The sequence below is a fragment of the uncultured Rossellomorea sp. genome (genome assembly GCF_947488365.1).
GTDB lineage: Bacteria > Bacillota > Bacilli > Bacillales > Bacillaceae_B > Rossellomorea.
The window spans coordinates 92,702-115,344 of the sequence record NZ_CANKZT010000002.1; the positions used below are offsets into that span (position 1 = coordinate 92,702).

Consider the following 22,643-nt stretch of genomic DNA (forward strand, 5'->3'; position numbering starts at 1 on the left):
ATTTTCAGATAATTATAGATTGGCACGGAACTTGCATGTACATATGTGAAACAAATCATACTGTCAAACGGGGGGAAAGAAATGGAGAAAGAACAAAAAGCCTGGAAGGTGCCGCATACATTTATTATTGTTTTTTTCGTTGTACTGGCAGCTGCAATTTTAACGTATGTCGTACCAAAGGGGCAATTCACGACAGAAGAAATCACATTTATGCAGGATGGAGAAGAACAAACCAAAACGGTATTAAATCCTGATTCGTTCAGTTATTTAAAGGATGATGATGGGAATCTAATTAGAGAAGGAACCAGTCTTTTCGAGCCGGGTGGCGGAATTGGATTCCTTAATTATGTATTTGAAGGTCTTGTATCAGGGGATAAATGGGGGTCGGCTGTAGGTGTTGTGGCCTTTATCTTAATCATTGGTGGTGCCTTTGGCATCATTATGAAGACAAGGGCCATTGAGGAAGGGATCCTAAAGGTCATTGAGAGGACGAAAGGAAAGGAATCTCTCATCATCCCAATTATGTTCTTCTTGTTCTCATTAGGGGGAGCCGTGTTCGGGATGGGGGAAGAGGCCATTGCCTTTGCCATGATACTCGTTCCAATCATGATTGCGATTGGGTATGATGCCATCACTGGAATCATGATCACTTACGTGGCGACTCAAATCGGTTTCGCCACTTCATGGATGAATCCATTCGGAGTGGCTATCGCACAAGGTGTTTCAGGTGTACCGGTTCTTTCGGGATCAGGTTTCCGTATTGTGATGTGGATTGTCTTTACACTTGTGGGGATCATTTACACATGGAGATATGCTGTAGCGATTCGAAAGGAACCTAAACGGAGTCTTTCTTACGCTTCTGATGAATACTTCCGTAAAGAAGGCAGAGTACAAGACCTAAATACGAAATTTACTTTGGGTCATTCACTTGTCATATTAACGGTTGCAGTAGGTATTGCTTGGATCATTTGGGGAGTAGTGGAACACGCTTACTATATTCCGGAGATTGCGAGCCAATTCTTTACGATTGGATTAGTAGCAGGAATCATTGGCGTTCTGTTTAAATTGAATGGAATGTCATGGGATGATATAGCAGATGGATTCATCGACGGGGCGAAGGATTTATTGCCGGCTGCCTTAGTTGTAGGTATGGCAAAAGGAATCGTCATTATCCTTGGTGGAGATTCACCTGACGCACCATCTGTATTAAATACGATGTTATATGGAGCAGGGCAAGTGGTTGGGGATTTCCCTGAAGCCATTTCTGCCTGGTGTATGTATTTATTCCAGTCTGTATTCAATTTCTTTGTTGTATCTGGTTCCGGTCAAGCCGCTTTAACAATGCCTTTAATGGCTCCACTTGCAGATATTGCCGGAGTCTCTCGTCAAGTAGCGGTCCTTGCCTTCCAATTAGGAGATGGATTAACCAATATTCTTGTGCCGACCTCTGCTGCCTTACTTGGTACACTTGGAGCAGCCCGTGTCGATTGGGGAATATGGGCGAAATTTATTATTAAATTCATGCTGATTCTATTCGTTCTTTCATCGATCTTTGTGATAACGGCAACATTCATCGGTTTCTGATTTGATTTATAGTGCCGAACCTTTATCGAAAGGTTCGGTACGATTGTATGAATAAGAAATGAAGGGAGCAAACATCATGCTGACATTAATTCAAAACGGAGAAGTTTATGCTCCAGAATATTTAGGGAAAAAGGATATATTAATAGTAGATAATAAAATAGGTTTTATTGAAGATAAGATTGAACCTCCTCATCAATTTGTGGATATAAAGATTGTGGATGCAACTGGAAAGTATGTTGTACCTGGATTCATAGACTCACACGTACATATTATGGGTGGAGGCGGCGAGGGCAGCTTTCGTACAAGAACACCGGAAATTCAACTGACTCAGGCCACGCTTGCCGGTATCACGACGCTTGTTGGTGTGATAGGAACAGATGGAACGACAAGAACGATGGCGAGCCTTGTAGCGAAAGCAAAGGGTCTTGAAGAAGAGGGAATTACCTGCTACGCGCAAACCGGTTCTTATCAAGTACCATTAAAAACGCTTACTGGAAAAATTGAAGACGATATTATTTTAGTAGACCGCATCATAGGAGTAGGCGAAGTGGCAATTGCTGACCACCGCTCATCTCAACCCACGGTAAATGAATTAACGAAAATTGCTTCTGCTGCCCGAATTGGCGGCATGCTGTCAGGCAAATCGGGAATTGTCAATGTTCATGTAGGAGATAGTCATGACCATTTAAAGCTTCTAGAGGAAATAGTCGACACAACGGATATTCCGATTAAACAATTCTATCCAACTCATATTAATCGAAATGCCCATCTATTTGAAGCAGGGATTCAATATGCTCAAAGGGGTGGTTATGTAGACTTTACGACCAGTACGATTCCACAATTTCTCGAAGATGGCGAAGTGAAATGCAGTAAAGCGCTAAAACGCATGCTGGATGCAGGTGTGCCGGTTGAACAAATCACATACACCTCGGATGGACAAGCAAGCCTGCCTAATTTTGATGGGGACGGCGAGCTGATAGGATTACAGATTGGCCAGGTTTCCAGTTTATACTGTGAAGTGAAAGACGCTGTTCTGGAAGAAGGGATTCCTTTGGAAACAGCCATTAAAGTCATTACATCAAATCCTGCCAAAATCCTGAAATTAAAGCAAAAAGGTCACGTTGAGGCTGAAAAAGACGCTGATCTGGTGCTGTTGGATAAAAATACACTTGAAGTAAACACGGTGTTTGCCAAGGGGAAGTTGATGGTAGAGAACGGGGAAGCAATAGTGAAGGGCACGTTTGAATAATTGTTTGGTTTTAAATAGCTTGGAGCCGTGGGGCTCTGGGCTATTTTTTTTGTGTATGTATGGATTGAATACGTGGCGATTTAGTGTGCTGGTTTGGCCAATAAATGGTAAAGTGGCAGGGTATTGTTGGTTGAACTCAGAGAGAGGTTCACAATTTGGCACAACAAATACCAAAAGTGGCTCAATAAACAACAAAACTGGCACAACAACCCCCGATTTTGGCACAAGTGGGTTACTGAAATGACTATAATACACAATGGGGTATGTAGATTCCTACGCTTTTTTTGTTAGACTTCCAGCCTCCCGATCCACATCCGACTACAGACGGAGGAAAAAACCACCAATAGACCCTCAAGTTCACTTAACCTTCCTTATATGATAAAGATAGTTAATCATTGATGGGAGACGGTTATTCATGAAAAAAATGATCGAAATCTTTAAGAATCCAATATTTCTAAAGTTATTTTTTGCTAATTTCACTTCGCATATGGGAAGTGTGATTGGTTTGACTGCCTTTATGTTTTATCTGCTGGATCGGTTTTCCGAGCAACCCATGTATGCTTCCCTGACTGAAATGATGTACTCATTACCCACTCTTCTCGTCTTCTTTCTTGTTGGAGTATTCGCTGACAGAATGGACCGGCAAAAAATCGCCTATCACTGTGATACAATCAGTGCGTTCCTTACACTTTTATTATTCGGGGCCATCTACATTGGCTGGCTGCCCCTCATATTTACGATCTTGTTTCTACGAAGCGGCGTTCAGAAGTTTTTCTTTCCTGCTGAACAGGGGATATTGCAAGGAGTGCTTTCGAAAGATGATTATTCAACGGCCGCCGGCTTGAATCAGATGGTGATGAGCTTGTTTATGTTACTTGGAAATGCAGTGGCCATCTTTGTATATTGGACGGCGGGGATCTACGGTGCGATTGCAGTCGATTTTGTTACATTCGTTATTTCTGCCATCTTAATCAGGAAATGTATCATTCCTGAAGAGGTTCGTCTTCCAAACGGCAAGCATACGTGGACAGACTTGAACATTCAGTCTGTGAGGAAGGATTTTACAGCGGGGATGAATTATATTCTGAATCACAAGCTGTTGTTATCCTTAATTGGAGGGTTTGTCGTATTTGGAATTGTGAACGGCGGATTCTCGGTCATTCCTATTTTCATATTGAAATATAAATTAGCCCCAGAGTCTTATGAAGAATATTCGATTCTATTAGGTGTCGCATTCGGCGCGGGTGTATTGATCGGCAGTATCTTCTCTTCGATGCTTGCTCAGAAGTATAAGTTTCATGTGTTGATCGTTGCAGGGCTGGTTATTTCCGGAACATTTATCATCGCAGCATCTTTTGCGCCTGCGACTTGGATCTTCCTCACGATCATCTTTTTTGCCGCATTGGGGTTACCCCTTGTGAATATTGCCATCGGAGGATGGATGCCGAGCATCATTGATCCAAAAATGATGGGCAGGGTGCAAGGGTGGATCAATCCTCTTATGATGCTGTCACAATCGATTACACTGGGAGTGATTGCCTTGACATTCCCTACCGTCGTAACCGTTGAAATGCTCTACTGGCTCGTTGGAGGATGCCTAATCATAGTAGGTATCTTCTACACCATCATTCTACCTAAATATGTGAAAGAAGAAAAGAATGCTCAGCCTGCTGTTCTGAATGGCTAAGTGAGATTCCCTCTATGAATAGAAAAGGGCTATTCATAGAGGGCTTTATTGTGGGATTTCCCGAAAAGTTTGTTGCTATTTTAGAGAAGAAGTAGTTGATTTCTGCTACAGGATGCTCGCTTTCCGCGGGGCTGGCTCGGCCGAACGCTAGCTGCAAGCGGAGCGGTTCTCCTCACCATCCAGCACACACTGATTGACAGAGCCCTGGCAGATCCAATGTTATAAAGAAACAATCTTTGCGAAAAAAGGCTTTTGAAAATAGAATGAAAATATTTCAAAAAAAGTATAATGATTTTATGAACGATTTTTCTTCTTGTGCGTCTTATTAATGAACTCGCAGGCTGGGGTGGAAAGAAAGGACAGTAAAGGATGGAAGAGAGAGATCTGATCAAACGGGCGAAAAAAGGGAATCACGAAGCCTTTGCTATTCTTTTTCGAGAGCATTATCCTTTTCTAGTGAAATACTTAATGAAAGTGACAATGAATCGGGATCAGGCAGAGGAGCTTGCTCAGGATACAATGGCAAAATGTGTAGAGAAGATTCATCAATACAATGGGAAATCAAAATTTTCATCATGGCTGATTTCCATCGCAACCAATCGTTATATTGATCTGCAGCGTAAAAAGAAAAGAGAACAGAACTGGCAGAATGAAGAAGTGAACGTTAGAAAATTAAAATGGGAGATGGAGTCAAGGAATGAAGAATGGAATGATGTGCTGGCAGCCCTATCCACACTATCAGAAGATATCAGGCTCCCTATCATCCTTAAACATTACTACGGTTATTCCTATGAAGAGATTGGTCAAATGACAGAAGTGCCACCCGGGACAGTGAAATCCCGTGTTCATCATGGGATCATCCGGCTGAGGAAGGAGTTGAAAATAGATGAACAATCATCAGGAACATAACGATGAATTAAAGAAATTACTGGAGGAGGGATTCCAGTCAATTGATGAAGACATTGACGAAAGCACCCCGTCCCTGCAGTGGTTCGAGCAATTAGTAGAGGATAAGCAAGTGGAGCTTAAAGCAAGGTTTAAACGAGATCTCACCATCTTTCTTCTTCTGGCCTGTTGTATCTTGACTGTGTTTTCCCTTACGTTATTTCAAATGCCAATTCTATTTCTTCTCCTTCAAGTCGCCATCTTTGTGGGAGCCTCGATCTTTACTGGCATAACATATACGAAAAAGGTGAAAAGGATATGACGAAAGAAGAACTATATATTTTACCCCTTGTCATTCCGATCCTTCTGACTCAAAGTATTTACCTGTTTATCGATGCCCGGAAGAACGGACATAACTATTGGTTCTGGGGGATCTGGGGATTGATTCAGTGCCCGTTTCCACTTATCTTTTATTTCATATTTGCAAAGAAGATTTGGAGAAAATTCAAGGCAGGGGAGAGGGAATCATGATTATTGTGACAACCGATTTTGTACCAGGTAAAGAAGTAAAAGAATTAAAAGGATTTGTAAGGGGTAGTACCGTACAAGCCAAGCATATTGGCAAAGACATTATTGCCGGTCTTAAAACCATTATTGGTGGAGAAATAAGCGAATACAGTGAGTTGATGGAGGAGGCAAGGAAACAGGCGATAGATCGTATGATGGAAGAAGCTTCTCAAAAAGGTGCAAATGCCGTTATTGCCGTTCGTTTAGAAACCTCTGCCGTCATGCAGAATGCTTCAGAAATTATTGCTTACGGAACGGCTGTCGTCGTGGAATAAATGAAAAGTGAAAGCGTAGAATAATGGTGGTTCACTATTGATGTGGTATCACATATAGTATATAGAAAATTAATAATAAAAATAATATTGACACAATTTCAAGCGTATAGTATGGTTATTAATGGAATTAATAATAAAAATGAATGGAGGGTTTGTGATGATGAAAGTGTATACAATTCATGGAGTACCAGCAGCCAATTTCATATCATCACATAACCAGTAACTCCTTAATCATTCTGAAATATGAATATTAATGGCACAGGTTATGCATATAATCTGTGCTTTTGTATGTCCAAAAACAAAGACGGACGTTTTAAGGCGCAACAGATTGGTGGGGATTCGAAAGGAAACCTCTATCAGATCTAGTGTTAAAAGCCTTAAGCGTCTGTCTTTTTTTCGTTTAGGTGTACCCAAGGACCATCCTTGATCACATATATACCTAATTTAGAAGGAGGAAATGAATATGTTAATCATTCAAATGAAGAAGATGATGTCTGCTGTGGAGACAGAAGGCGGATAGTGAAGAAAATCAACAAGAGGAGGTAATGTGGAATGTTTAGTATTTTTAAGAAATTATCATGGTTTTTTATTGAAAATTGGAAGAGATATACGGTGGCGATCGTTCTATTGACGATTGTCGGAATCCTTGATGTGATTCCTCCTAAGCTTGTCGGAAATGCCATTGATGACATTCACCTGGGTGCGATGACGTGGGATGTCGTAGGGGAATATCTGTGGTTGATCGCCGGGATCGCTATCATATCGTACGCAATGACGTATGTGTGGATGTATCAATTATTTGGAGGGGCCTTTCTGGTTGAACGGAAGCTCCGCAGTAAATTCATGGGACATTTGTTAAAGATGACACCGACGTTTTTCGAGAAAAATCGTACGGGAGATTTAATGGCAAGGGCAACGAATGACCTGAAGGCCATCTCGGTCACAGCCGGTTTCGGAGTGTTGACCTTAATCGATTCCAGTGTCTTTATGTTAACGATCCTTTTTACAATGGGATTTCTTATCAGCTGGAAACTGACCATAGCGGCTATACTGCCATTGCCGATCATGGCAATGTTGATGAAGGTGTACGGTGCGAGAATTCATAAGAGATTTACGGAAGCTCAGGATTCATTCGGGGACTTGAATGATAAAGTGCTTGAGTCCATTGCGGGCGTTCGTGTCATTCGTGCGTACGTCCAGGAAAGAGCTGATGAGAAGCGTTTCGCTGATATGACAGAAGATGTATATAACAAGAATATAGGAGTGGCAAAGATTGACTCACTCTTTGAACCTACCATAAAAGTACTTGTAGGGCTAAGTTATTTAATTGGACTCGGCTACGGGGCATATCTTGTGTTTCATCAGTCGATCACATTGGGAGAGCTTGTTTCCTTTAATGTGTATCTCGGTATGCTGATTTGGCCGATGTTTGCCATTGGTGAGTTAATAAATGTCATGCAGCGCGGAAATGCCTCACTTGACCGGGTTCAGGAGACCCTTGATTATGTTCAGGACGTCCAGGATTCTGAGACTCCTCAATGGATAGATTCTCCTGATCGCATAGGGTTTAAGGATGTGGACTTTCAATATCCATCCTCACAAGTGTTAAATCTGTCCCATATTAATGTGAATATCCATCAAGGAAGCACTCTTGGAATCGTCGGGAAGACTGGAAGTGGAAAAACGACCTTTATCAAGCAGCTCCTCCGTGAATACCCTGCCGGAAAAGGGGCTTTATCCATAGGAGGTGTCCCGATCAGTGACTTGACCATCCAGCAGGTAAGGGACTGGATCGGCTACGTACCCCAGGATCATGTCCTTTTCTCAAGGACCGTTAGAGAAAACATTCTGTTCGGCAGACATGATGCGACTGAACAAGACCTGGAACAAGCCATTGAACTGGCTGATTTCAAAAAAGATCTTGAAATGCTTCCGGACGGATTGACCACTCTTGTAGGAGAAAAGGGTGTGGCGCTTTCAGGTGGTCAGAAGCAACGGATTTCGATAGCCCGGGCACTTATCAAAAATCCGGAAATACTGATCCTTGATGACTCGCTATCCGCTGTTGACGCCAAGACAGAAGCAAAGATCATTGACAATATAAGAAAAGAACGTGATGGAAAAACAACGATTATTACGACTCATCGTCTCTCGGCGGTTCAGCATGCAGATTGGATCATCGTATTTGAAGATGGAAAAGTGGTAGAAGAAGGGGTACATGAACGACTCCTTGAAAACGGTGGTTGGTATAAAGAACAATTCGATCGCCAACAAGTTGAAGATTCCTCACTAGAGGAGGTGGGCGCATGAACGTCGGAAGAAAACTAGTCGATTATGCCCTTATTTACAAAAAAATCATTATTGCTGCCCTTTTGATGCTTAGTGTGTCAGTAGCGGCAGAACTTGCAGGACCTTTCATTGCAAAAAAACTGATCGATGATCATATTCTTGGAATAGAATCAACCTGGTATGAAACAGTGGAGGGAAAAGAAGCTGTTTCCTATGAGGGCAATTGGTATAAGCGTGATCAATATTTCTCTGAAGGGGAGAGCAAAGGGGAAGACATCCGTATTCTTCAAGTGGGAAGAGCATTTTATTTCGTTCCTTCTAGTGTTTCCTTTGATGGTGAACGATCTGTCACAGCAGGGGAAATGACCATTACAAAAGGGGATGAGTCAGCAACTTATCCCGCCCAAAAATTGAAGGGAAACGAGCTGCTGCGTTTTTATAATCCGGAAATCCCGAAAATTATCAAATTGATTGCCTTTTATTTTGGCTTATTGGTAATCGCCGCCTTTTTCCAATACGGTCAGCGATTCTACCTTCAGAAAGCTGCAAACCGTGTGATTCAGAAAATGCGTAATGACGTTTTTCAGCATATCCAGAAGCTGCCGATCCGTTATTTTGATAATCTGCCGGCAGGGAAGGTCGTAGCGAGGATCACAAACGACACCGAAGCGATCAGAGACCTGTATGTAACAGTTTTATCGACTTTTTTCTCAAGTACGATTTATATTATTGGAATTTATATAGCACTCTTTATACTTGATGCGAAATTGGCGGCCATCTGCTTGATCCTGATCCCGATTCTGGTTGTATGGACGTACCTGTACCGTATTTATGCGTCTAAATACAATCACATCATCAGATCGAAAGTGAGCGATATCAATGCCATGATCAATGAATCGATACAGGGCATGAACATCATTCAGGCTTTCAGCAGAGAGAAGAAAACAAACGAAGAATTCGAAGACTTGAACGAAACTCACTTCAAATATCAAAATAAACTTTTAAGCTTAAATTCAATGACCTCCCATAACCTTGTAGGGGTATTAAGAAATATCACCTTCGTGGCATTCATATGGTATTTCGGAGGAGCCTCTACCGGAGTAGGATCGGTGGTAACATTGGGCGTACTATATGCCTTTGTCGATTACATCAACCGTTTGTTCCAGCCGGTGACAGGAATCGTAAATCAGCTTGCGAACCTTGAACAGGCACTAGTGGCAGGGGAGCGGGTTTTCCGACTGCTAGAAGAGAGTGGAACTTCTGTTGAAGATGAGAAAATGAATCGTTATGAGGGAAATGTCAGCTTTGAGAATGTTTTCTTTGGGTACAAGGAAAATGAATATGTATTGAAGGATATCACGTTTACCGCAAGCAGAGGCGAAACTGTTGCCCTGGTGGGACACACAGGTTCAGGGAAAAGCTCGATCATGAATCTATTATTCCGTTTCTACGATAGCAATGAAGGAAAAATCCTGATTGACGGAAAAGACATTGTCGATATTCCCTATCAAACAATTCGCGAGCATATGGGGATTGTCTTACAGGATCCTTATTTGTTTACGGGTACAATCGCATCCAACGTAAGTCTTGATGATCCTCGGATTTCGAGGGAACAGGTGGAAGAAGCACTCAAGGCCGTTGGTGCGGAAAAGGTGTTCAAAAACCTTGAGAACGGCTATGACGAACCCGTGATCGAGAAAGGAAGCACTCTTTCTTCAGGGCAGCGTCAATTGATTTCCTTTGCACGGGCTCTCGCCTTTAATCCAGCGATCCTGATTTTGGATGAAGCGACGTCGAGTATTGATACAGAGACGGAAGCCATCATTCAAGAAGCGATGGAAGTGTTGAAAAAGGGAAGAACGACCTTCATCATCGCTCATCGACTTTCTACGATTAAGAATGCCGATCAAATACTGGTTTTAGATCGAGGGGAAATCGTCGAACGGGGCAATCATGACGAATTGATGAAGCGGATGGGACGATACCATCAAATGTACCAGCTCCAGCAGGGGGCAAAAGGTGATAAGGCAGGATAGGACACGGGAAGCATCCGACTGATAGAGTCGGGTGCTTTTCTTTTTTAAAATTTATCCAGAAAAAGGATTTTTTCACCTCTTACAAGAACAGTAAATAGATAGAGACAATCACAAGGGGGAAATCATGAAGGCACTTCGTAAACTCGTACTTATTATTGTGGGCTTTATACTGATAAGCGTGCTGCCCGTCTTATTCTATGGAGGAGGAAACACGGAATTATATTATTTGATGATGAATGATCAAGGAAGCTCATTTGGCTTTTATCCGAAAGAATATTTCCTAGGAATTTATCATGTATTCTCACGAATCTTTCAACAGGATCAGTGGATCTTGTTTGTTCTGAGTAAGGAATATCCGCTTCAGGATGTTCTGGCTGAACGATATTTCTACTCCATGAAGGTATTCGTATTTTCTCTGGGATTGGCGGTTGGAATTTCATTTTTAATCAGTTTATTCATCTCTCTTTCTTCCAAATGGATGCAACGTGCGTTCTTAAGTCTGGTGAATATCCTCGAATCGCTTCCCGATGTATTCATCATCATCGGTATTCAACTGGCTGTAGTGATGTATTTCCGTCATACCGGTGTGTTAATAGGGGATATTGCCATGACGGGTGAAGAATTATACCTGTTGCCGGTCACCTGCTTAACGATCGTGCCGACCGTATTCTTAATTAAAACCATCGTTCTCCTGCTGAAAGAGGAAGACCGGAAACCGTACATAGAGCTCGCCAGGGGGAAAGGTCTCAATGCATTTCAAGTCATAGTGACACATGGTTTCAGGAACGTAGTCTACAGCCTATTCTACCGATCCAAAATCATTTTCTCCTTTATGCTATCCAATTTGTTTATATTAGAAAGATTGTTCAATATGAGGGGGATAATGGATTTACTGATCTGGTCGAGTGGATTCACTTTTGTGATTATTTCCACTGTCATCTTCCTCCCATTCTATCTGGTCTTTACTTTGATTGAGATGCGCATGAAGAAGAGCATCGGACTAAAGGAGGACGGGACCTATGCTTAAAGATCTCTGGAAGCAGCCACAGTTTCTCATTGGGTTCCTATTCATTACGGGCCTATTAGTGCTGAGTTTTTTGTATGAACCATTTATAGAAGAAAAGGTGAAGATGTATAGTTTCTTTAACTATAACGGCGAAACAGTGGGGCCGCCGTTCACACCGGCTGAGCTGCCTCCGTTCGGGTCAGATCGATTGGGTCTACCCTTATGGTCATATGTCATTCAGGGGGCGAAGTTTACCATCATCATTGGATTGATCATCAGCCTTCTTCAGGTGGTACTGGCTTTTTCATTATCAGTGATCTTTATAAACTTCTTTAAAAAAGTGCAAAGGGTATTTGAAGAGTTGGTAGAGTCCATGGTCTATATCCCCATGGCTGTCATCGCCTTCATGCTCCTTTCACCAATCAGTTTCGTCATCGATGAACCGGAAAAGGCATTTGTGAAAGTGATAAGTATTCAGATCTTCATCCTGACGCTGATCGGCATTCCGCCATTGATTGTAGTCCTATCCAAAGAGATTAAGAAAGTGCTCCAGGAAGAGTTTGTCCTGAGTGCCAGAACGTTGGGAGCAAGTGGCTTATCTTTGTATCGGAGGCATATCCTGAGAAATTTATTCCCGCGTCTGATCTTGTTGTTTTTTCAGCGAAATGTGGCGGTACTGATATTATTTGCTCATCTCGGCTTTCTTGAGATTTTCCTGGGAGGGGCTGTAGAAAGGGAAATCATGATGGGAGTAACGCGATTGTTTTCTCTTTCCAATGAATGGGCAGGAAATATCGGGAAAGCCTACTTTGAACTGATGGTGGCACCGTGGATTCTTTTTGTGCCCCTTATTGCATTATCATTCACTGTGCTTTCCTATAATCTTATGGCGACATCGCTTCAACGGGTACTGTTGGGTGACAAGGGGAGAGTGAAGAGAATCAGGAAAGGGGATGGGAAGCAGAGGGGATCTGTGGAGCGTGTGGAAGGTGAAATGTTTGTGATGGAGTCCGAGGAGACATATAGGGGGTAGGATGTGCGTTTGAAAATAAAAGTTGGGAATTTGAAAATAAATTCCCAAAATCCCAAAATCCCAACAAATTTTGTGTTTTTGGATAAAAACGGACTCTTTTTGGTAGAAAAACGCCAAAGGGGTCACCAATTATACCCTGTCATTCAAGCAAAAATACTATTTCCTGTTAAGAAAACAGGACTTTCGTGGGATTTTGTCGTTTTAAATCGAATTTCTCCCTTTATCAATGTATAATTTAATTGATAAAAAAGTTTCATAAAGGGAGGATCCTATGATGGGATGGGCAATCGCCATTTTATTTGGGACAGCAGTTGTGCTGCTCATTTTATCGTTTATTAAAACGACACAAACCAACTCGCAGCTTGAGCAACAGATAGAGCATGTATCGATTTCTGTGTTGAATGAGGTTCATGAACTGGAGAAGCAGTTACGAAATATTCAATTGGATGCCGAAATTACAGCCCAGCAGGCAGGGGTTGCATTAGCGGGATCTGAGGAGCGCACCCTGCTGCGTGAGATGCTTGATTTGTATAAAAGGGGCTATTCCATTGAAAGCATAGCGGGAAAAACAAAGCTGAAGCCTAATGAAGTAGAACATCTGCTTGCGCCATTTAGGGCCCAAAAGGCTGAAAGGGGCTTAGTAGCACAATGAGAGTGACACCTAATTCATTGCGCAGTTTTGCTGCAGGTCTATTAATTGCAACCACTGTAATTGGGTCTGTATATATGTTTGGTCCTACTGAAGCCGAAAGTACAGGGAAAGCGGAAACCGTTAAAACGGAGAAACTCACAGAAGAAGAAATGGTAAAACAACTTACTTCCAATGGCTTTGTTATACATACCGAAGATGAATGGAATAAGCAGCTCGCTGCCATGAACGAGAAGCAGGAAGAAGAAAAGGAAGACATTAAAGAGCGGAAAAACGATGACAGTGTCGTTTATCGTACAATGTTGACCGTGTCTACCGGAATGACCAGCATTGACGTCGGGAATGCCCTGGAGAACGCAAACATCATCAAAAGCGGCCTCGACTTCTACAAAGAAGTTGAAAAGCGCGGACTTGAAAATGATTTGCGTCCGGGTACTTTCGAAGTGGAGAGCGGAATGACAACAGACGAAATCATTTCAACTATTTTCAAATAATGAGTAGTAGGGACAGGGGACTGTCCCTATTTCTTTTTGGTAGAGCCTGAGACAAGAGACCTGCGTCCCAAACACTCAATAACAAATCCCCACACGAGTTCTGATATATCTATCATCCTCGAGCTGTTGGTAGATAAAATCCCCGGTGTCATACATGGAGATGCTTTTTCCTTCAGGAGGCAGGACTTCCTTTTCCGTTCGGTATATTCCCAGTCTTTCTCCATCAGGTAAATAGGTTGGACAGACAATCGTCCAGTCCATCTCTGAGGCTTTTAAGATGAAATAGGCTCTTAAATGGTCTTCGGCAGCAGTTGTGCTTCTTCGTTTAGATTCACTTGACTGGAATCGAAATACTGCTGAATCTTTTCGGGATTGAAGGATCCCTGCGGTACCACAGGTAATGATTCTTTTCACTCCATGATATCTCATGGCTTTTAAGAGGTTGGGCATACTCCTTGTGAGTACGTCGTTTTTATCTGTATTCAAGCAGCTGATTACCGTGTCACAGCCTTCAATGGTTCTCATCACATCTTCTTCGTTCAGTACATCGCCTACAATATCATTGCTGCACGCTTCTCTATCAGTTTCGCTCCTTATCAGACGGTTTACCTCATGTACAGATTTTACTTGTTGAAAGACAACAGAACCGACCCGCCCGGTGCTTCCGAATAAAGCGATTTTCATCATTATGACCTCCAGTCTCACTATGGAAATAGTGTACCGCAAAACCGTTATTATTTACATGAATCTGCATCTCAGGTTACATACTAGGAAGGAGAAGAATAAAAAAAGTCTCGAATTGAAAACTTTTATGTTGACTTATTTCTTGTCTCGTTTTATGATGACAATCGTAACGAATTTAAATCCGATAAGAATAGTGGGGGTTATACGATGCAAAAATGGAAATTATCCATCATCATGCTAATAGCTTTATCCATGGTATTAGCTGCGTGTGGTCAATCTAATGATAAAGAAGAATCAAGTGGTGATTCTAAAGAAGACTCTAAAACATCACTATACGACCAAGTCATGGAAGAAGGAGAATTACTTGTTGGAACGGAAGGTACATACCCTCCTTTCACATTCCACGACGAATCCGGGGAACTGACTGGATTTGATGTAGAGATTGCCCGTGAAGTAGCAAAGCGTCTGGGCGTTGAAGCGAAATTCCAGGAAACACAATGGGACGCGATGTTTGAAGGCTTGAACTCTAAGCGTTTTGACGTAATTGCAAACCAAGTGGGGATTCGTGAAGATCGCCAGGAGAAATATGATTTCTCAACACCATATATCGAATCAAGTGCAGTAGTGGTTGTATCCAAAGACAATAACGATGTGAAGACATTTGAAGATATTAAAGGATTAACTTCTGCTCAATCTCTGACAAGTAACTATAGAGATATCGCTGAAAAAAATGGGGCGGAAATTCAGCCCGTTGAAGGCTTGGCACAATCTATCCAACTTCTTGAGCAAGGCAGAGTAGATGTAACTGTAAACGATAAAATTTCAATTCTTGACTATTTAAAGAAACAGCCGAACGCAAATGTCAAAATAGCTGCTGAAGCTGAAGAGGCCGGACAAAGTGGTCTGATGTTCCGTAAAGGAAACGACAAGTTAGTAGAAGAAGTTAACAAAGCGTTAGAGGAAATGAAGAAAGACGGTACGTACAAAGAGATTTCTGAGAAATGGTTCGGAGAAGATGTATCTCCTAAGTAGTATCTACCAGGATCCCGAAGCAATGATTGATATACTACAAAGCTCCCTGCTTCCAATGCTAGAGGGAGCTTTGTATTATTCTATCCCTCTGACGCTGATTTCTTTTGCTTTAGGAATGATCCTGGCCGTCCTTACTGCACTTGCCCGTTTGTCCAATGTATCGATTTTAAGAGGAATTGCTCGATTTTATGTATCTGCCATTAGGGGAACACCATTACTTGTTCAATTGTTCATTATTTTCTACGGCTTACCGACACTTGGAATAAAGTTTGATCCGTTCCCGTCTGCCATCATTGCTTTCTCATTAAATAAAGGTGCCTACTCCTCTGAAATCGTCCGTGCAGCGATTCAATCGATTCCCAAGGGTCAATGGGAAGCAGGCTATTCCATCGGTATGACGTATTCACAAGCTTTAAAGAGAATCATCCTGCCCCAAGCTACTCGTGTATCCATCCCGCCGTTATCGAATTCATTCATTAGTCTGGTGAAGGACACGTCGCTGGCTTCATTGATTCTTGTAACAGAAATGTTCAGAAAAGCACAGGAGATTGCTGCGACCAACTATGAGTTCCTGCTTATGTACATGGAAGCTGCCCTCTTGTACTGGATCATTTGCTTTATCTTATCCATCATTCAAGGCCGTATCGAGACACGACTAGATCGATATATTGCCAAGTAATTATATGCCGCAACAAATTAAAGGAGATTGAATATGATTTCCATCAAAGGATTAACGAAACGATTTGATCAATTAGAAGTGTTAAAGGGAATGAATGTTGAGGTGAATAAAGGACAGGTAATCGTCCTGATCGGCCCTTCAGGTTCTGGGAAAACAACCTTCCTGCGTTGTTTGAATGCCCTCGAAATCCCTAATGACGGAACCGTTTCAATAGGCGGTACCTCCGTTGATTTCAATAAAAAAGTATCCAAGCAAGAGCTTATTAAACTAAGAAGAAAGACAGGGATGGTGTTCCAAAACTACAATTTGTTCCCTCACATGACAGCCCTGGAAAACGTCATGGAAGGACCTACTATTGTACAGAGGCGTAACAAGTCTGAAACTAGGGAAAAAGCCATCAGATTGCTTGAAAAAGTAGGATTGGGTGACAAAGTTGACTACTATCCGTTCCAGCTTTCAGGTGGACAGCAGCAAAGGGTCGGAATCGCAAGAGCACTCGCTATCGAGCCGGAAGTGATGCTCTTCGATGAACCCACCTCTGCACTCGATCCTGAACTGGTAGGAGAAGTTCTGAAGGTAATGAAGGATCTTGCCGAAGAAGGGATGACCATGGTTGTCGTTACTCACGAAATGAGATTCGCGAAAGAAGCAGCCGATAAGGTCATCTTCATGGATGGCGGATATATCGTAGAAGAAGGCACGCCACAGGAGGTCTTCGAAAACCCTACGAATGAACGTACGAAACAATTCCTGAATTTAATACAATAGAGTGTAAAAGATGAATGGGACAGATGCTCATTCATCTTTTTTATATTCATGAAGGAACACCTCAACGTTACAATTTCTAAGAATAAATTGATGAGTCTCAAATAAACTTCTCAGAAAAAGGTTAGTTCACCAGGATTAGTGGAAATATGGTAATAACAAGATCAAAACAAGGGAGGAACCAGAATGGAATATCGTATTGAACGTGACACAATCGGAGAAATGAAGGTGCCGAAAGAAAAATATTGGGGTGCCCAGACTCAACGGAGTAAAGAAAACTTCCAAATCGGTACAGAGAAAATGCCCATTGAGGTTACATATGCCTTCGCCCAGCTAAAGAAAGCGGCTGCGGTTGTTAACCATTCACTTGGAAAGCTTTCAGAAGCGAAACAGCAGGCGATCAGTACAGCATGTGATGAAATACTGGAAGGAACATGGGATGATCATTTCCCGCTTGTCGTATGGCAAACAGGTAGCGGTACTCAATCCAATATGAATGTAAATGAAGTAATTGCCTTTCGTGCGAATGAAATCCTTGAAGAAAAAAGTGTGGATGAAAAAGTTCATCCCAACGATGATGTGAACATGTCCCAAAGTTCCAATGATACATTTCCGACAGCGATGCATATCGCAGCTTATCAGGAAATCGAATCAAAGCTATTTCCGATCCTTCAGGAATTTACCTCGACACTGAAAGAAAAAGAAAACCAATTTCAATCCATCATTAAAATAGGCCGTACCCATCTTCAAGATGCAACACCATTGACGCTGGGACAGGAAATCAGCGGTTGGCGGGCCATGATGGAAAGATCCTATAGCATGCTAAGAGAAAGCGTTCATCGATTAGTCAATCTGGCTATAGGGGGAACGGCTGTAGGGACGGGGATTAACGCCGATCCAAAATTCGGCGACAAAGTGGCAAGACAATTAGAAAATCAAACAGGCATCAAGTTTGTCTCATCTGATAATAAGTTTCATGCCTTAACGTCCCATGATGAAATCGTGTACGTACATGGTGCTGTAAAGGCCCTCGCTGCTGATATTATGAAAATAGCGAATGATGTAAGGTGGTTAGCGAGCGGTCCCAGAAGTGGAATCGGAGAAATTACGATACCTGCGAATGAACCAGGAAGTTCAATCATGCCAGGTAAAGTGAATCCGACCCAAAGTGAAGCAGTGACGATGGTAGTGACACAAGTTTTCGGAAATGATGCGGCTATAGGGTTTGCCGCAAGTCAAGGTAACTTCGAGCTTAATGTATTTAAACCAGTCATCATCTATAATATGCTGCAATCCGTACGCCTGCTTACAGATGGCATAAAGTCATTTAACGATAAGTGTGTGAAAGGACTTGAAGCGAACGTAGAGGTAATAGAAGACTTTGTTCAAAGGTCCCTTATGCTGGTAACGGCATTAAATCCTCATATCGGGTATGAAAAAGCGGCTGAAATTGCTAAGAAAGCTCACAATAATGGCTCTACATTAAAGGAAGCAGCCATAGAATCTGGCTACTTAACAGAAGAGCAATATGACGAATGGATCGATCCCGCGAACATGGTTCATAATAAATAACAGGAAGAACTGGCTCTAATAAAATGGGCCAGTTCTTTTCATAACGCCAAACAGACATAATTAAAACCCCCAGTCAAAAACCGGGGGCTTGATCCATTCATATGAAATTGCTAATTATTGTTGGTACCCGCCACCGATTTGTTGTTCAGCCATTTGAACTAGGCGTTTAGTGATTTCTCCACCTACAGAACCGTTAGCACGAGCTGTTGCATCTGGCCCTAATTGTACGCCAAATTCAGAAGCGATTTCGTACTTCATTTGGTCGATTGCTTGTTGAGCTCCTGGAGCTACTAATTGGTTAGATGAATTGCTGCGAGATTGTTGCTGTTGCATAATCTGTCATCTCCTTAAAATGTATAAGTTTTTTTGGTTGGGTTAGCTGGATTTGCACCAGCCCGCTATTCCATGAGCGACCATCTTTAGTATGGTGTAACCCATCGTGTTGGGTGTAAGAAGGCTTGTTGCTGCCTTGTTACTAGGTATTATGGTTTTTCCGGGGAATTATATTCAAAGTGAGGACAGGGAATTTATTCCTGTTAAATACCTATAATTTTTCTACATAAATCATCATGAATGTAAAAAGGATAACACTATACAATGATTAGATTGAAAGTATGGTGACACAGCATGAAAGCTTGCGCATTATGTAATGGAATCGTTGAATATAGGGGGCTTTGCAAGAAGTGTGGTGACTCTACAACGGATCAGGGAAGATATTATGATTTTTACGATGAGTACAGTGCGTACATGGATATACAGCATGTTCAATTAGCCGATGGCATACCAAATAGCAGCTGCTCGGATACTTGCCTGCATCTGTTTACATGTGTACGATGTGGGGAAGAAGAGGGGAAAAGCATTGATTTGACAGAGTTTTAAACGATATAAAAAATGCCGCACTCGTAAATGAGTGCGGCATTTTTATGTTCTTATCGGATTCTTGACTCAGTTTCTGAATCAAAGAAGTGGGCTTTGTTCATGTCAAAAGCAAGTTCAATCGTTTGACCAGCCACGATATCTGTACGGGAATCAACGCGGGCTACAAATTCTTGTCCTTCTAATTGAGAGTAAAGCATTGTTTCAGCACCTGTCAATTCAGATACTTCAATTTTCGCCGTGATTTTGGCACCTTCAGCAGTATCTAAGAAAAGGGGCTCATCATGAATATCTTCAGGACGCACTCCCAGGACGATGCTCTTGCCTACATGACCTTGCTCGCGAAGTACTTTCATTTTCCCTTCAGGTACCGATACCTTAGCATTGCCGATAACGAATTTCCCCTCTTCAAGGGATCCGTGGAAGAAGTTCATAGCAGGTGATCCAATGAATCCGCCTACGAAAACATTTTCAGGCTTATCGTATACTTCTTTAGGAGAACCAACTTGTTGAATGACTCCATCCTTCATGACAACGATACGTGTCGCCATTGTCATGGCTTCTGTTTGGTCATGTGTTACGTAGATCGTTGTAGTTTGTAAACGTTGGTGAAGCTTGGCGATTTCTGCACGCATTTGCACACGAAGCTTAGCATCAAGGTTGGATAATGGCTCATCCATTAAGAACACTTTCGCATCACGGACGATGGCACGGCCAAGTGCTACACGCTGACGCTGACCGCCTGATAGTGCTTTCGGTTTACGATCAAGCAGTGCTTCAAGGCCAAGGATCTTAGCCGCTTCTTGAACACGACGGTCAATTTCCTGTTTATCGAACTTACGTAATTTAAGGCCAAATGCCATATTATCATATACGCTCATATGTGGGTAAAGGGCATAGTTCTGGAAAACCATGGCGATGTCACGGTCTTTTGGCGCCACATCATTCACGCGTTTTCCGTCAATGGAGAAATCTCCTTTTGAAATTTCTTCAAGTCCTGCAATCATGCGCAGGGTAGTTGATTTTCCGCAGCCCGATGGTCCAACAAATACGATAAATTCTTTATCTTGAATGTGAAGGTTAAAGTCATTTACTGCCGTTACCTTCCCATCATAAATTTTGTGGATATGATCTAATTTTAATTCAGCCATTTTCTTTCTCCTCCTTGAAATGCAATCGTTTTCATCTATAGCTTCATTATAGAGAAAGCGGATTCAAAACGATATGGTCAACCTGCACAAAGTTCCTTACTCCTTTTTAGGCAGGTTGTCAGATTGAAAGTTCAAGCAGGCGAAATAGGCTAATATACCGCCTTGAAATGTTTTAATATCAATAGTGGTTTTTTCAATAAACTTATCAATTCGATACTGAACGCTGTTTCGGTGCATGAATAATTTCTTGGCTGTTTGACTGATATTTGATTGGTTTTCAAGAAAAGCCTTCACGGTATAAATCAGTTCAGCATCTTCCCTGAAGGTTTCGGTAACCTTCGAGAATAGCTGTGTTTTCCACTCCTGAGGTAAATGATGCAGGGTGAATGCAGGCAGCACTGTCACGACGGTATGAATGAATGACTGCTTCTGAACCGTTCTGGAAAACGAAAATAACTCCTGCTCATATTTAAAAGTGAGAGGGAAATAGGAATCCATTACATGAAATTGACCTATGAAAAATGAAGGGCTGACGAAAAAGTCCGATTCAATCACATGTGAAATCGACAGCAATTGCTCTTCATCCATATTCCATTCATTTTTCTCTTCAATGAGCAACCCCATATTGTCATCTAGTAATACAAGAGTCGTGTTGAGAGGTAAAAGATGTTGAAACGCCTCTTTTAATAGAAGCTGGTCCAAACTTTCCTTCATGGAGAATTGAATGATACGAAATTCTCCTGCTATATTTGAAGGGATTGGTCCGTTCTTAAATAAATAAGAGAACCATTCCGTAGAGTGGGGAGAATCATTGCCGGGTCCCGACGGGTTCTTAATTTCTTTGAACAAGCAATGCAATAACTCCATTTCCTCCGGAGTGATCTCACTTTTATCAATGCCTATGTATTCATCTTCTGCTTCATTTGTAAACCAAATCTTTGTAGCTTCAAGATTGGTTGGATAATGGTGTTGGATTATAGCATCAGGAAATTTTTTACGTAAAGATGTAAACATGTCATCCCTCTTTGTTCATTATTATAGTAAAAAAGGTTATAATGATATTGTACTGAAATAGTCCGAGTAATCAAAGGGTGCATGATTGCAAAAATTCACTAATTTTAATACTATTGTAGAAATAAATCATTATGAGGTGTCCAAAATGGAATATAATAGAGAAGTTACGAATCGAATGAAACGTCTTGAAGGACAAGTCCGCGGCGTGTTGAAAATGATGGAAGAGGAAAAACATTGTAAAGATGTTGTGACTCAATTATCTGCCGTACGTACTGCCGTTGACCGTACAATCGGCCTCATCGTAGCCAAAAACCTGGAAGCTTGCATACGTGAATCGGAAGAAGAGGGCATCAATGCAGAAGATGCTATTCAAGAAGCCGTCAATATGCTTGTCAGAAGTCGATAAATGGTAAGAAGCTGCCTCAGGGAAAGACTCCTTGATTGGCAGCTTTTTTGTTTGTCCAGCTCCGGTGGCTAGAGGCTCGAGGTCATAAGACGAGAATGCCAAAAAGGCAAAAAGCGCCTTTCCGGCATTCTCGTCTTATGCTTGTCGCCTCTGGGCAAGCCCCCTCCGCTTTTCTATTTCGGTGGTTCTTCGTGGTCGGTGATTTCGATTGCTTCTTCGATATTGGTTGTGTTTTCCCTCATGTGGACGGAACCGCCGGACATTCCTTCGTTGATGAAGCGGTCAACATCGAGAAATGCTTTTTCTTTTCCTTCATAATTCGTATCTGGAAGGAATTGATCATCTTTATTATCCTTTTTCATGCCTATCAGCCTCCTTTCTTTAGTTTTGGAAAGGGGGCTGAAGTTATGCATGATGTACGAAATAATTTATTTATTATCTCATTTGGATTATGTACATTTTATTAATCATAAACATGGAAAAGCATCAGTTCATGAAGTTGCTTTTTGAGGGTGTCTTCCTTCTCCGTCGGTGGAGTGGGACCGGTCCATTCAATCCTCCCGTCTTTATGGTAATTTCCCTGGTATTTCAACCCGCTGAAATAAAAGGAAAAGGTCCAGCCGGGCAGCTGTTTATTTTCGAACATGCTTTTGTATTGAAAATGTTGGATCATTGTTCATCACCTCCATTATTATTGTAAACGTTTTAAT

26 protein-coding genes are annotated in these 22,643 nt (G+C 41.9%); 20 read left to right on the forward strand and 6 right to left on the reverse strand.

What is annotated here, in order from left to right; translation table 11 throughout:
• The first annotated feature begins 81 nt into the window (after positions 1 to 81).
• From yfcC to Q1B03_RS07460, 14 genes are all read left to right on the forward strand, one after another.
• Entirely contained in the window at positions 82 to 1,584 is a 1,503-nt protein-coding gene (yfcC, locus tag Q1B03_RS07395; protein WP_299739900.1) for a putative basic amino acid antiporter YfcC, read from the forward strand.
• Positions 1,585 to 1,660: 76 nt separating this feature from the next.
• Positions 1,661 to 2,833, forward strand: a complete 1,173-nt coding sequence (gene iadA, locus Q1B03_RS07400) for a beta-aspartyl-peptidase (RefSeq protein ID WP_299739902.1) — start codon at positions 1,661 to 1,663, stop codon at positions 2,831 to 2,833.
• A gap of 415 nt (positions 2,834 to 3,248) precedes the next feature.
• The gene (locus tag Q1B03_RS07405) at positions 3,249 to 4,520 is read left to right on the forward strand and encodes an MFS transporter (protein ID WP_299739904.1); all 1,272 of its coding nucleotides are present in this window, start codon (positions 3,249 to 3,251) and stop codon (positions 4,518 to 4,520) included.
• A 369-nt stretch (positions 4,521 to 4,889) separates the two neighbouring features.
• A complete protein-coding gene (gene sigY / locus Q1B03_RS07410; RefSeq protein ID WP_299739906.1) occupies positions 4,890 to 5,429 on the forward strand; it encodes an RNA polymerase sigma factor SigY in 540 nt (179 codons plus the stop codon).
• Complete coding sequence (locus Q1B03_RS07415; RefSeq protein WP_299739908.1) at positions 5,407 to 5,727, forward strand: YxlC family protein; 321 nt, start codon at positions 5,407 to 5,409, stop codon at positions 5,725 to 5,727. The genes sigY and Q1B03_RS07415 overlap by 23 nt, the downstream gene beginning before the upstream one ends.
• A complete protein-coding gene (locus Q1B03_RS07420; RefSeq protein WP_113971228.1) occupies positions 5,724 to 5,936 on the forward strand; it encodes a sigmaY antisigma factor component in 213 nt (70 codons plus the stop codon). Before Q1B03_RS07415 ends, Q1B03_RS07420 begins: the two co-directional genes overlap by 4 nt.
• Positions 5,933 to 6,247: a YbjQ family protein gene (locus Q1B03_RS07425; protein ID WP_299739910.1), complete on the forward strand. Its 315-nt coding sequence runs from the start codon at positions 5,933 to 5,935 to the stop codon at positions 6,245 to 6,247. The genes Q1B03_RS07420 and Q1B03_RS07425 overlap by 4 nt, the downstream gene beginning before the upstream one ends.
• A gap of 552 nt (positions 6,248 to 6,799) precedes the next feature.
• Positions 6,800 to 8,557, forward strand: coding sequence for an ABC transporter ATP-binding protein (locus Q1B03_RS07430; protein WP_299739912.1), 1,758 nt, complete (start codon positions 6,800 to 6,802; stop codon positions 8,555 to 8,557).
• Positions 8,554 to 10,572, forward strand: a complete 2,019-nt coding sequence (locus Q1B03_RS07435) for an ABC transporter ATP-binding protein (RefSeq protein ID WP_299739914.1) — start codon at positions 8,554 to 8,556, stop codon at positions 10,570 to 10,572. Before Q1B03_RS07430 ends, Q1B03_RS07435 begins: the two co-directional genes overlap by 4 nt.
• A 124-nt stretch (positions 10,573 to 10,696) precedes the next feature.
• Complete coding sequence (locus Q1B03_RS07440) at positions 10,697 to 11,599, forward strand: ABC transporter permease subunit (protein ID WP_299739916.1); 903 nt, start codon at positions 10,697 to 10,699, stop codon at positions 11,597 to 11,599.
• Positions 11,592 to 12,611 carry an ABC transporter permease subunit gene (locus Q1B03_RS07445; protein ID WP_299739918.1) on the forward strand — a complete coding sequence of 340 codons (1,020 nt, stop codon included), beginning with the start codon at positions 11,592 to 11,594 and terminating at the stop codon, positions 12,609 to 12,611. The genes Q1B03_RS07440 and Q1B03_RS07445 overlap by 8 nt, the downstream gene beginning before the upstream one ends.
• A gap of 3 nt (positions 12,612 to 12,614) precedes the next feature.
• Positions 12,615 to 12,845 carry a hypothetical protein gene (locus tag Q1B03_RS07450; protein ID WP_299739920.1) on the forward strand — a complete coding sequence of 77 codons (231 nt, stop codon included), beginning with the start codon at positions 12,615 to 12,617 and terminating at the stop codon, positions 12,843 to 12,845.
• Between the two features lie 37 nt (positions 12,846 to 12,882).
• Positions 12,883 to 13,263, forward strand: coding sequence for a hypothetical protein (locus Q1B03_RS07455; protein ID WP_299739922.1), 381 nt, complete (start codon positions 12,883 to 12,885; stop codon positions 13,261 to 13,263).
• Positions 13,260 to 13,754 (forward strand): hypothetical protein, encoded by a 495-nt coding sequence (locus tag Q1B03_RS07460; protein ID WP_299739924.1) that lies wholly within the window; start codon positions 13,260 to 13,262, stop codon positions 13,752 to 13,754. Before Q1B03_RS07455 ends, Q1B03_RS07460 begins: the two co-directional genes overlap by 4 nt.
• A gap of 75 nt (positions 13,755 to 13,829) precedes the next feature.
• Here the strand turns inward: Q1B03_RS07460 and Q1B03_RS07465 are convergent, their stop codons facing one another.
• Entirely contained in the window at positions 13,830 to 14,441 is a 612-nt protein-coding gene (locus Q1B03_RS07465) for an SDR family oxidoreductase (RefSeq protein WP_341357740.1), read from the reverse strand.
• 204 nt (positions 14,442 to 14,645) lie between these two features.
• Here Q1B03_RS07465 and Q1B03_RS07470 point away from each other — a divergent pair, with 204 nt between their 5' ends.
• The 4 genes from Q1B03_RS07470 (at position 14,646) to fumC (ending at position 18,486) form a co-directional block, all read left to right on the forward strand.
• The gene (locus Q1B03_RS07470) at positions 14,646 to 15,470 is read left to right on the forward strand and encodes an amino acid ABC transporter substrate-binding protein (RefSeq protein ID WP_299739926.1); all 825 of its coding nucleotides are present in this window, start codon (positions 14,646 to 14,648) and stop codon (positions 15,468 to 15,470) included.
• Positions 15,454 to 16,149 (forward strand): amino acid ABC transporter permease, encoded by a 696-nt coding sequence (locus Q1B03_RS07475; RefSeq protein WP_113971234.1) that lies wholly within the window; start codon positions 15,454 to 15,456, stop codon positions 16,147 to 16,149. Before Q1B03_RS07470 ends, Q1B03_RS07475 begins: the two co-directional genes overlap by 17 nt.
• Positions 16,150 to 16,182: 33 nt before the next feature.
• The gene (locus Q1B03_RS07480) at positions 16,183 to 16,917 is read left to right on the forward strand and encodes an amino acid ABC transporter ATP-binding protein (protein ID WP_299739931.1); all 735 of its coding nucleotides are present in this window, start codon (positions 16,183 to 16,185) and stop codon (positions 16,915 to 16,917) included.
• Between the two features lie 183 nt (positions 16,918 to 17,100).
• Positions 17,101 to 18,486 carry a class II fumarate hydratase gene (gene fumC / locus Q1B03_RS07485; protein WP_299739932.1) on the forward strand — a complete coding sequence of 462 codons (1,386 nt, stop codon included), beginning with the start codon at positions 17,101 to 17,103 and terminating at the stop codon, positions 18,484 to 18,486.
• Positions 18,487 to 18,600: 114 nt separating this feature from the next.
• Here fumC and Q1B03_RS07490 read toward each other — a convergent pair whose 3' ends face one another.
• Positions 18,601 to 18,819 carry an alpha/beta-type small acid-soluble spore protein gene (locus Q1B03_RS07490; protein ID WP_064091756.1) on the reverse strand — a complete coding sequence of 73 codons (219 nt, stop codon included), beginning with the start codon at positions 18,817 to 18,819 and terminating at the stop codon, positions 18,601 to 18,603.
• Between the two features lie 294 nt (positions 18,820 to 19,113).
• Here Q1B03_RS07490 and Q1B03_RS07495 point away from each other — a divergent pair, with 294 nt between their 5' ends.
• The gene (locus tag Q1B03_RS07495) at positions 19,114 to 19,365 is read left to right on the forward strand and encodes a hypothetical protein (RefSeq protein WP_299739936.1); all 252 of its coding nucleotides are present in this window, start codon (positions 19,114 to 19,116) and stop codon (positions 19,363 to 19,365) included.
• 50 nt (positions 19,366 to 19,415) lie between these two features.
• Here the strand turns inward: Q1B03_RS07495 and ugpC are convergent, their stop codons facing one another.
• Positions 19,416 to 20,513, reverse strand: a complete 1,098-nt coding sequence (gene ugpC / locus Q1B03_RS07500; RefSeq protein WP_299739938.1) for an ABC transporter ATP-binding protein — start codon at positions 20,511 to 20,513, stop codon at positions 19,416 to 19,418.
• Positions 20,514 to 20,609: 96 nt separating this feature from the next.
• Positions 20,610 to 21,527, reverse strand: coding sequence for a CdaR family transcriptional regulator (locus Q1B03_RS07505; protein WP_299739940.1), 918 nt, complete (start codon positions 21,525 to 21,527; stop codon positions 20,610 to 20,612).
• A 145-nt stretch (positions 21,528 to 21,672) separates the two neighbouring features.
• On the opposite strand from Q1B03_RS07505, the gene Q1B03_RS07510 reads away from it, so the two are divergent.
• Positions 21,673 to 21,933, forward strand: a complete 261-nt coding sequence (locus Q1B03_RS07510; protein ID WP_299739942.1) for a metal-sensitive transcriptional regulator — start codon at positions 21,673 to 21,675, stop codon at positions 21,931 to 21,933.
• A gap of 173 nt (positions 21,934 to 22,106) precedes the next feature.
• Here Q1B03_RS07510 and Q1B03_RS07515 read toward each other — a convergent pair whose 3' ends face one another.
• Together Q1B03_RS07515 and Q1B03_RS07520 are read right to left on the reverse strand one after the other, a co-directional pair.
• The gene (locus Q1B03_RS07515; protein ID WP_299739944.1) at positions 22,107 to 22,295 is read right to left on the reverse strand and encodes a hypothetical protein; all 189 of its coding nucleotides are present in this window, start codon (positions 22,293 to 22,295) and stop codon (positions 22,107 to 22,109) included.
• A gap of 101 nt (positions 22,296 to 22,396) precedes the next feature.
• On the reverse strand, positions 22,397 to 22,606 hold the full coding sequence (locus Q1B03_RS07520; protein WP_299739946.1) for a YheE family protein: 210 nt from the start codon (positions 22,604 to 22,606) through the stop codon (positions 22,397 to 22,399).
• Between the last annotated feature and the right edge of the window lie 37 nt (positions 22,607 to 22,643).

Coding starts and splice junctions, on each gene's coding strand:
- Q1B03_RS07520 (WP_299739946.1), bottom strand. CDS start 22,606: ATGATCCAACATTTTCAATACAAAAGCATGTTCGAAAATAAACAGCTG.
- sigY (WP_299739906.1), top strand. CDS start 4,890: ATGGAAGAGAGAGATCTGATCAAACGGGCGAAAAAAGGGAATCACGAA.
- Q1B03_RS07495 (WP_299739936.1), top strand. CDS start 19,114: ATGAAAGCTTGCGCATTATGTAATGGAATCGTTGAATATAGGGGGCTT.
- Q1B03_RS07470 (WP_299739926.1), top strand. CDS start 14,646: ATGCAAAAATGGAAATTATCCATCATCATGCTAATAGCTTTATCCATG.
- ugpC (WP_299739938.1), bottom strand. CDS start 20,513: ATGGCTGAATTAAAATTAGATCATATCCACAAAATTTATGATGGGAAG.
- Q1B03_RS07445 (WP_299739918.1), top strand. CDS start 11,592: ATGCTTAAAGATCTCTGGAAGCAGCCACAGTTTCTCATTGGGTTCCTA.
- Q1B03_RS07405 (WP_299739904.1), top strand. CDS start 3,249: ATGAAAAAAATGATCGAAATCTTTAAGAATCCAATATTTCTAAAGTTA.
- Q1B03_RS07420 (WP_113971228.1), top strand. CDS start 5,724: ATGACGAAAGAAGAACTATATATTTTACCCCTTGTCATTCCGATCCTT.
- Q1B03_RS07415 (WP_299739908.1), top strand. CDS start 5,407: ATGAACAATCATCAGGAACATAACGATGAATTAAAGAAATTACTGGAG.
- iadA (WP_299739902.1), top strand. CDS start 1,661: ATGCTGACATTAATTCAAAACGGAGAAGTTTATGCTCCAGAATATTTA.
- Q1B03_RS07440 (WP_299739916.1), top strand. CDS start 10,697: ATGAAGGCACTTCGTAAACTCGTACTTATTATTGTGGGCTTTATACTG.
- Q1B03_RS07490 (WP_064091756.1), bottom strand. CDS start 18,819: ATGCAACAGCAACAATCTCGCAGCAATTCATCTAACCAATTAGTAGCT.
- Q1B03_RS07425 (WP_299739910.1), top strand. CDS start 5,933: ATGATTATTGTGACAACCGATTTTGTACCAGGTAAAGAAGTAAAAGAA.
- Q1B03_RS07465 (WP_341357740.1), bottom strand. CDS start 14,441: ATGATGAAAATCGCTTTATTCGGAAGCACCGGGCGGGTCGGTTCTGTT.
- Q1B03_RS07435 (WP_299739914.1), top strand. CDS start 8,554: ATGAACGTCGGAAGAAAACTAGTCGATTATGCCCTTATTTACAAAAAA.
- fumC (WP_299739932.1), top strand. CDS start 17,101: ATGGAATATCGTATTGAACGTGACACAATCGGAGAAATGAAGGTGCCG.
- Q1B03_RS07480 (WP_299739931.1), top strand. CDS start 16,183: ATGATTTCCATCAAAGGATTAACGAAACGATTTGATCAATTAGAAGTG.
- Q1B03_RS07510 (WP_299739942.1), top strand. CDS start 21,673: ATGGAATATAATAGAGAAGTTACGAATCGAATGAAACGTCTTGAAGGA.
- Q1B03_RS07475 (WP_113971234.1), top strand. CDS start 15,454: ATGTATCTCCTAAGTAGTATCTACCAGGATCCCGAAGCAATGATTGAT.
- Q1B03_RS07505 (WP_299739940.1), bottom strand. CDS start 21,527: ATGTTTACATCTTTACGTAAAAAATTTCCTGATGCTATAATCCAACAC.
- yfcC (WP_299739900.1), top strand. CDS start 82: ATGGAGAAAGAACAAAAAGCCTGGAAGGTGCCGCATACATTTATTATT.
- Q1B03_RS07430 (WP_299739912.1), top strand. CDS start 6,800: ATGTTTAGTATTTTTAAGAAATTATCATGGTTTTTTATTGAAAATTGG.
- Q1B03_RS07455 (WP_299739922.1), top strand. CDS start 12,883: ATGATGGGATGGGCAATCGCCATTTTATTTGGGACAGCAGTTGTGCTG.
- Q1B03_RS07515 (WP_299739944.1), bottom strand. CDS start 22,295: ATGAAAAAGGATAATAAAGATGATCAATTCCTTCCAGATACGAATTAT.
- Q1B03_RS07460 (WP_299739924.1), top strand. CDS start 13,260: ATGAGAGTGACACCTAATTCATTGCGCAGTTTTGCTGCAGGTCTATTA.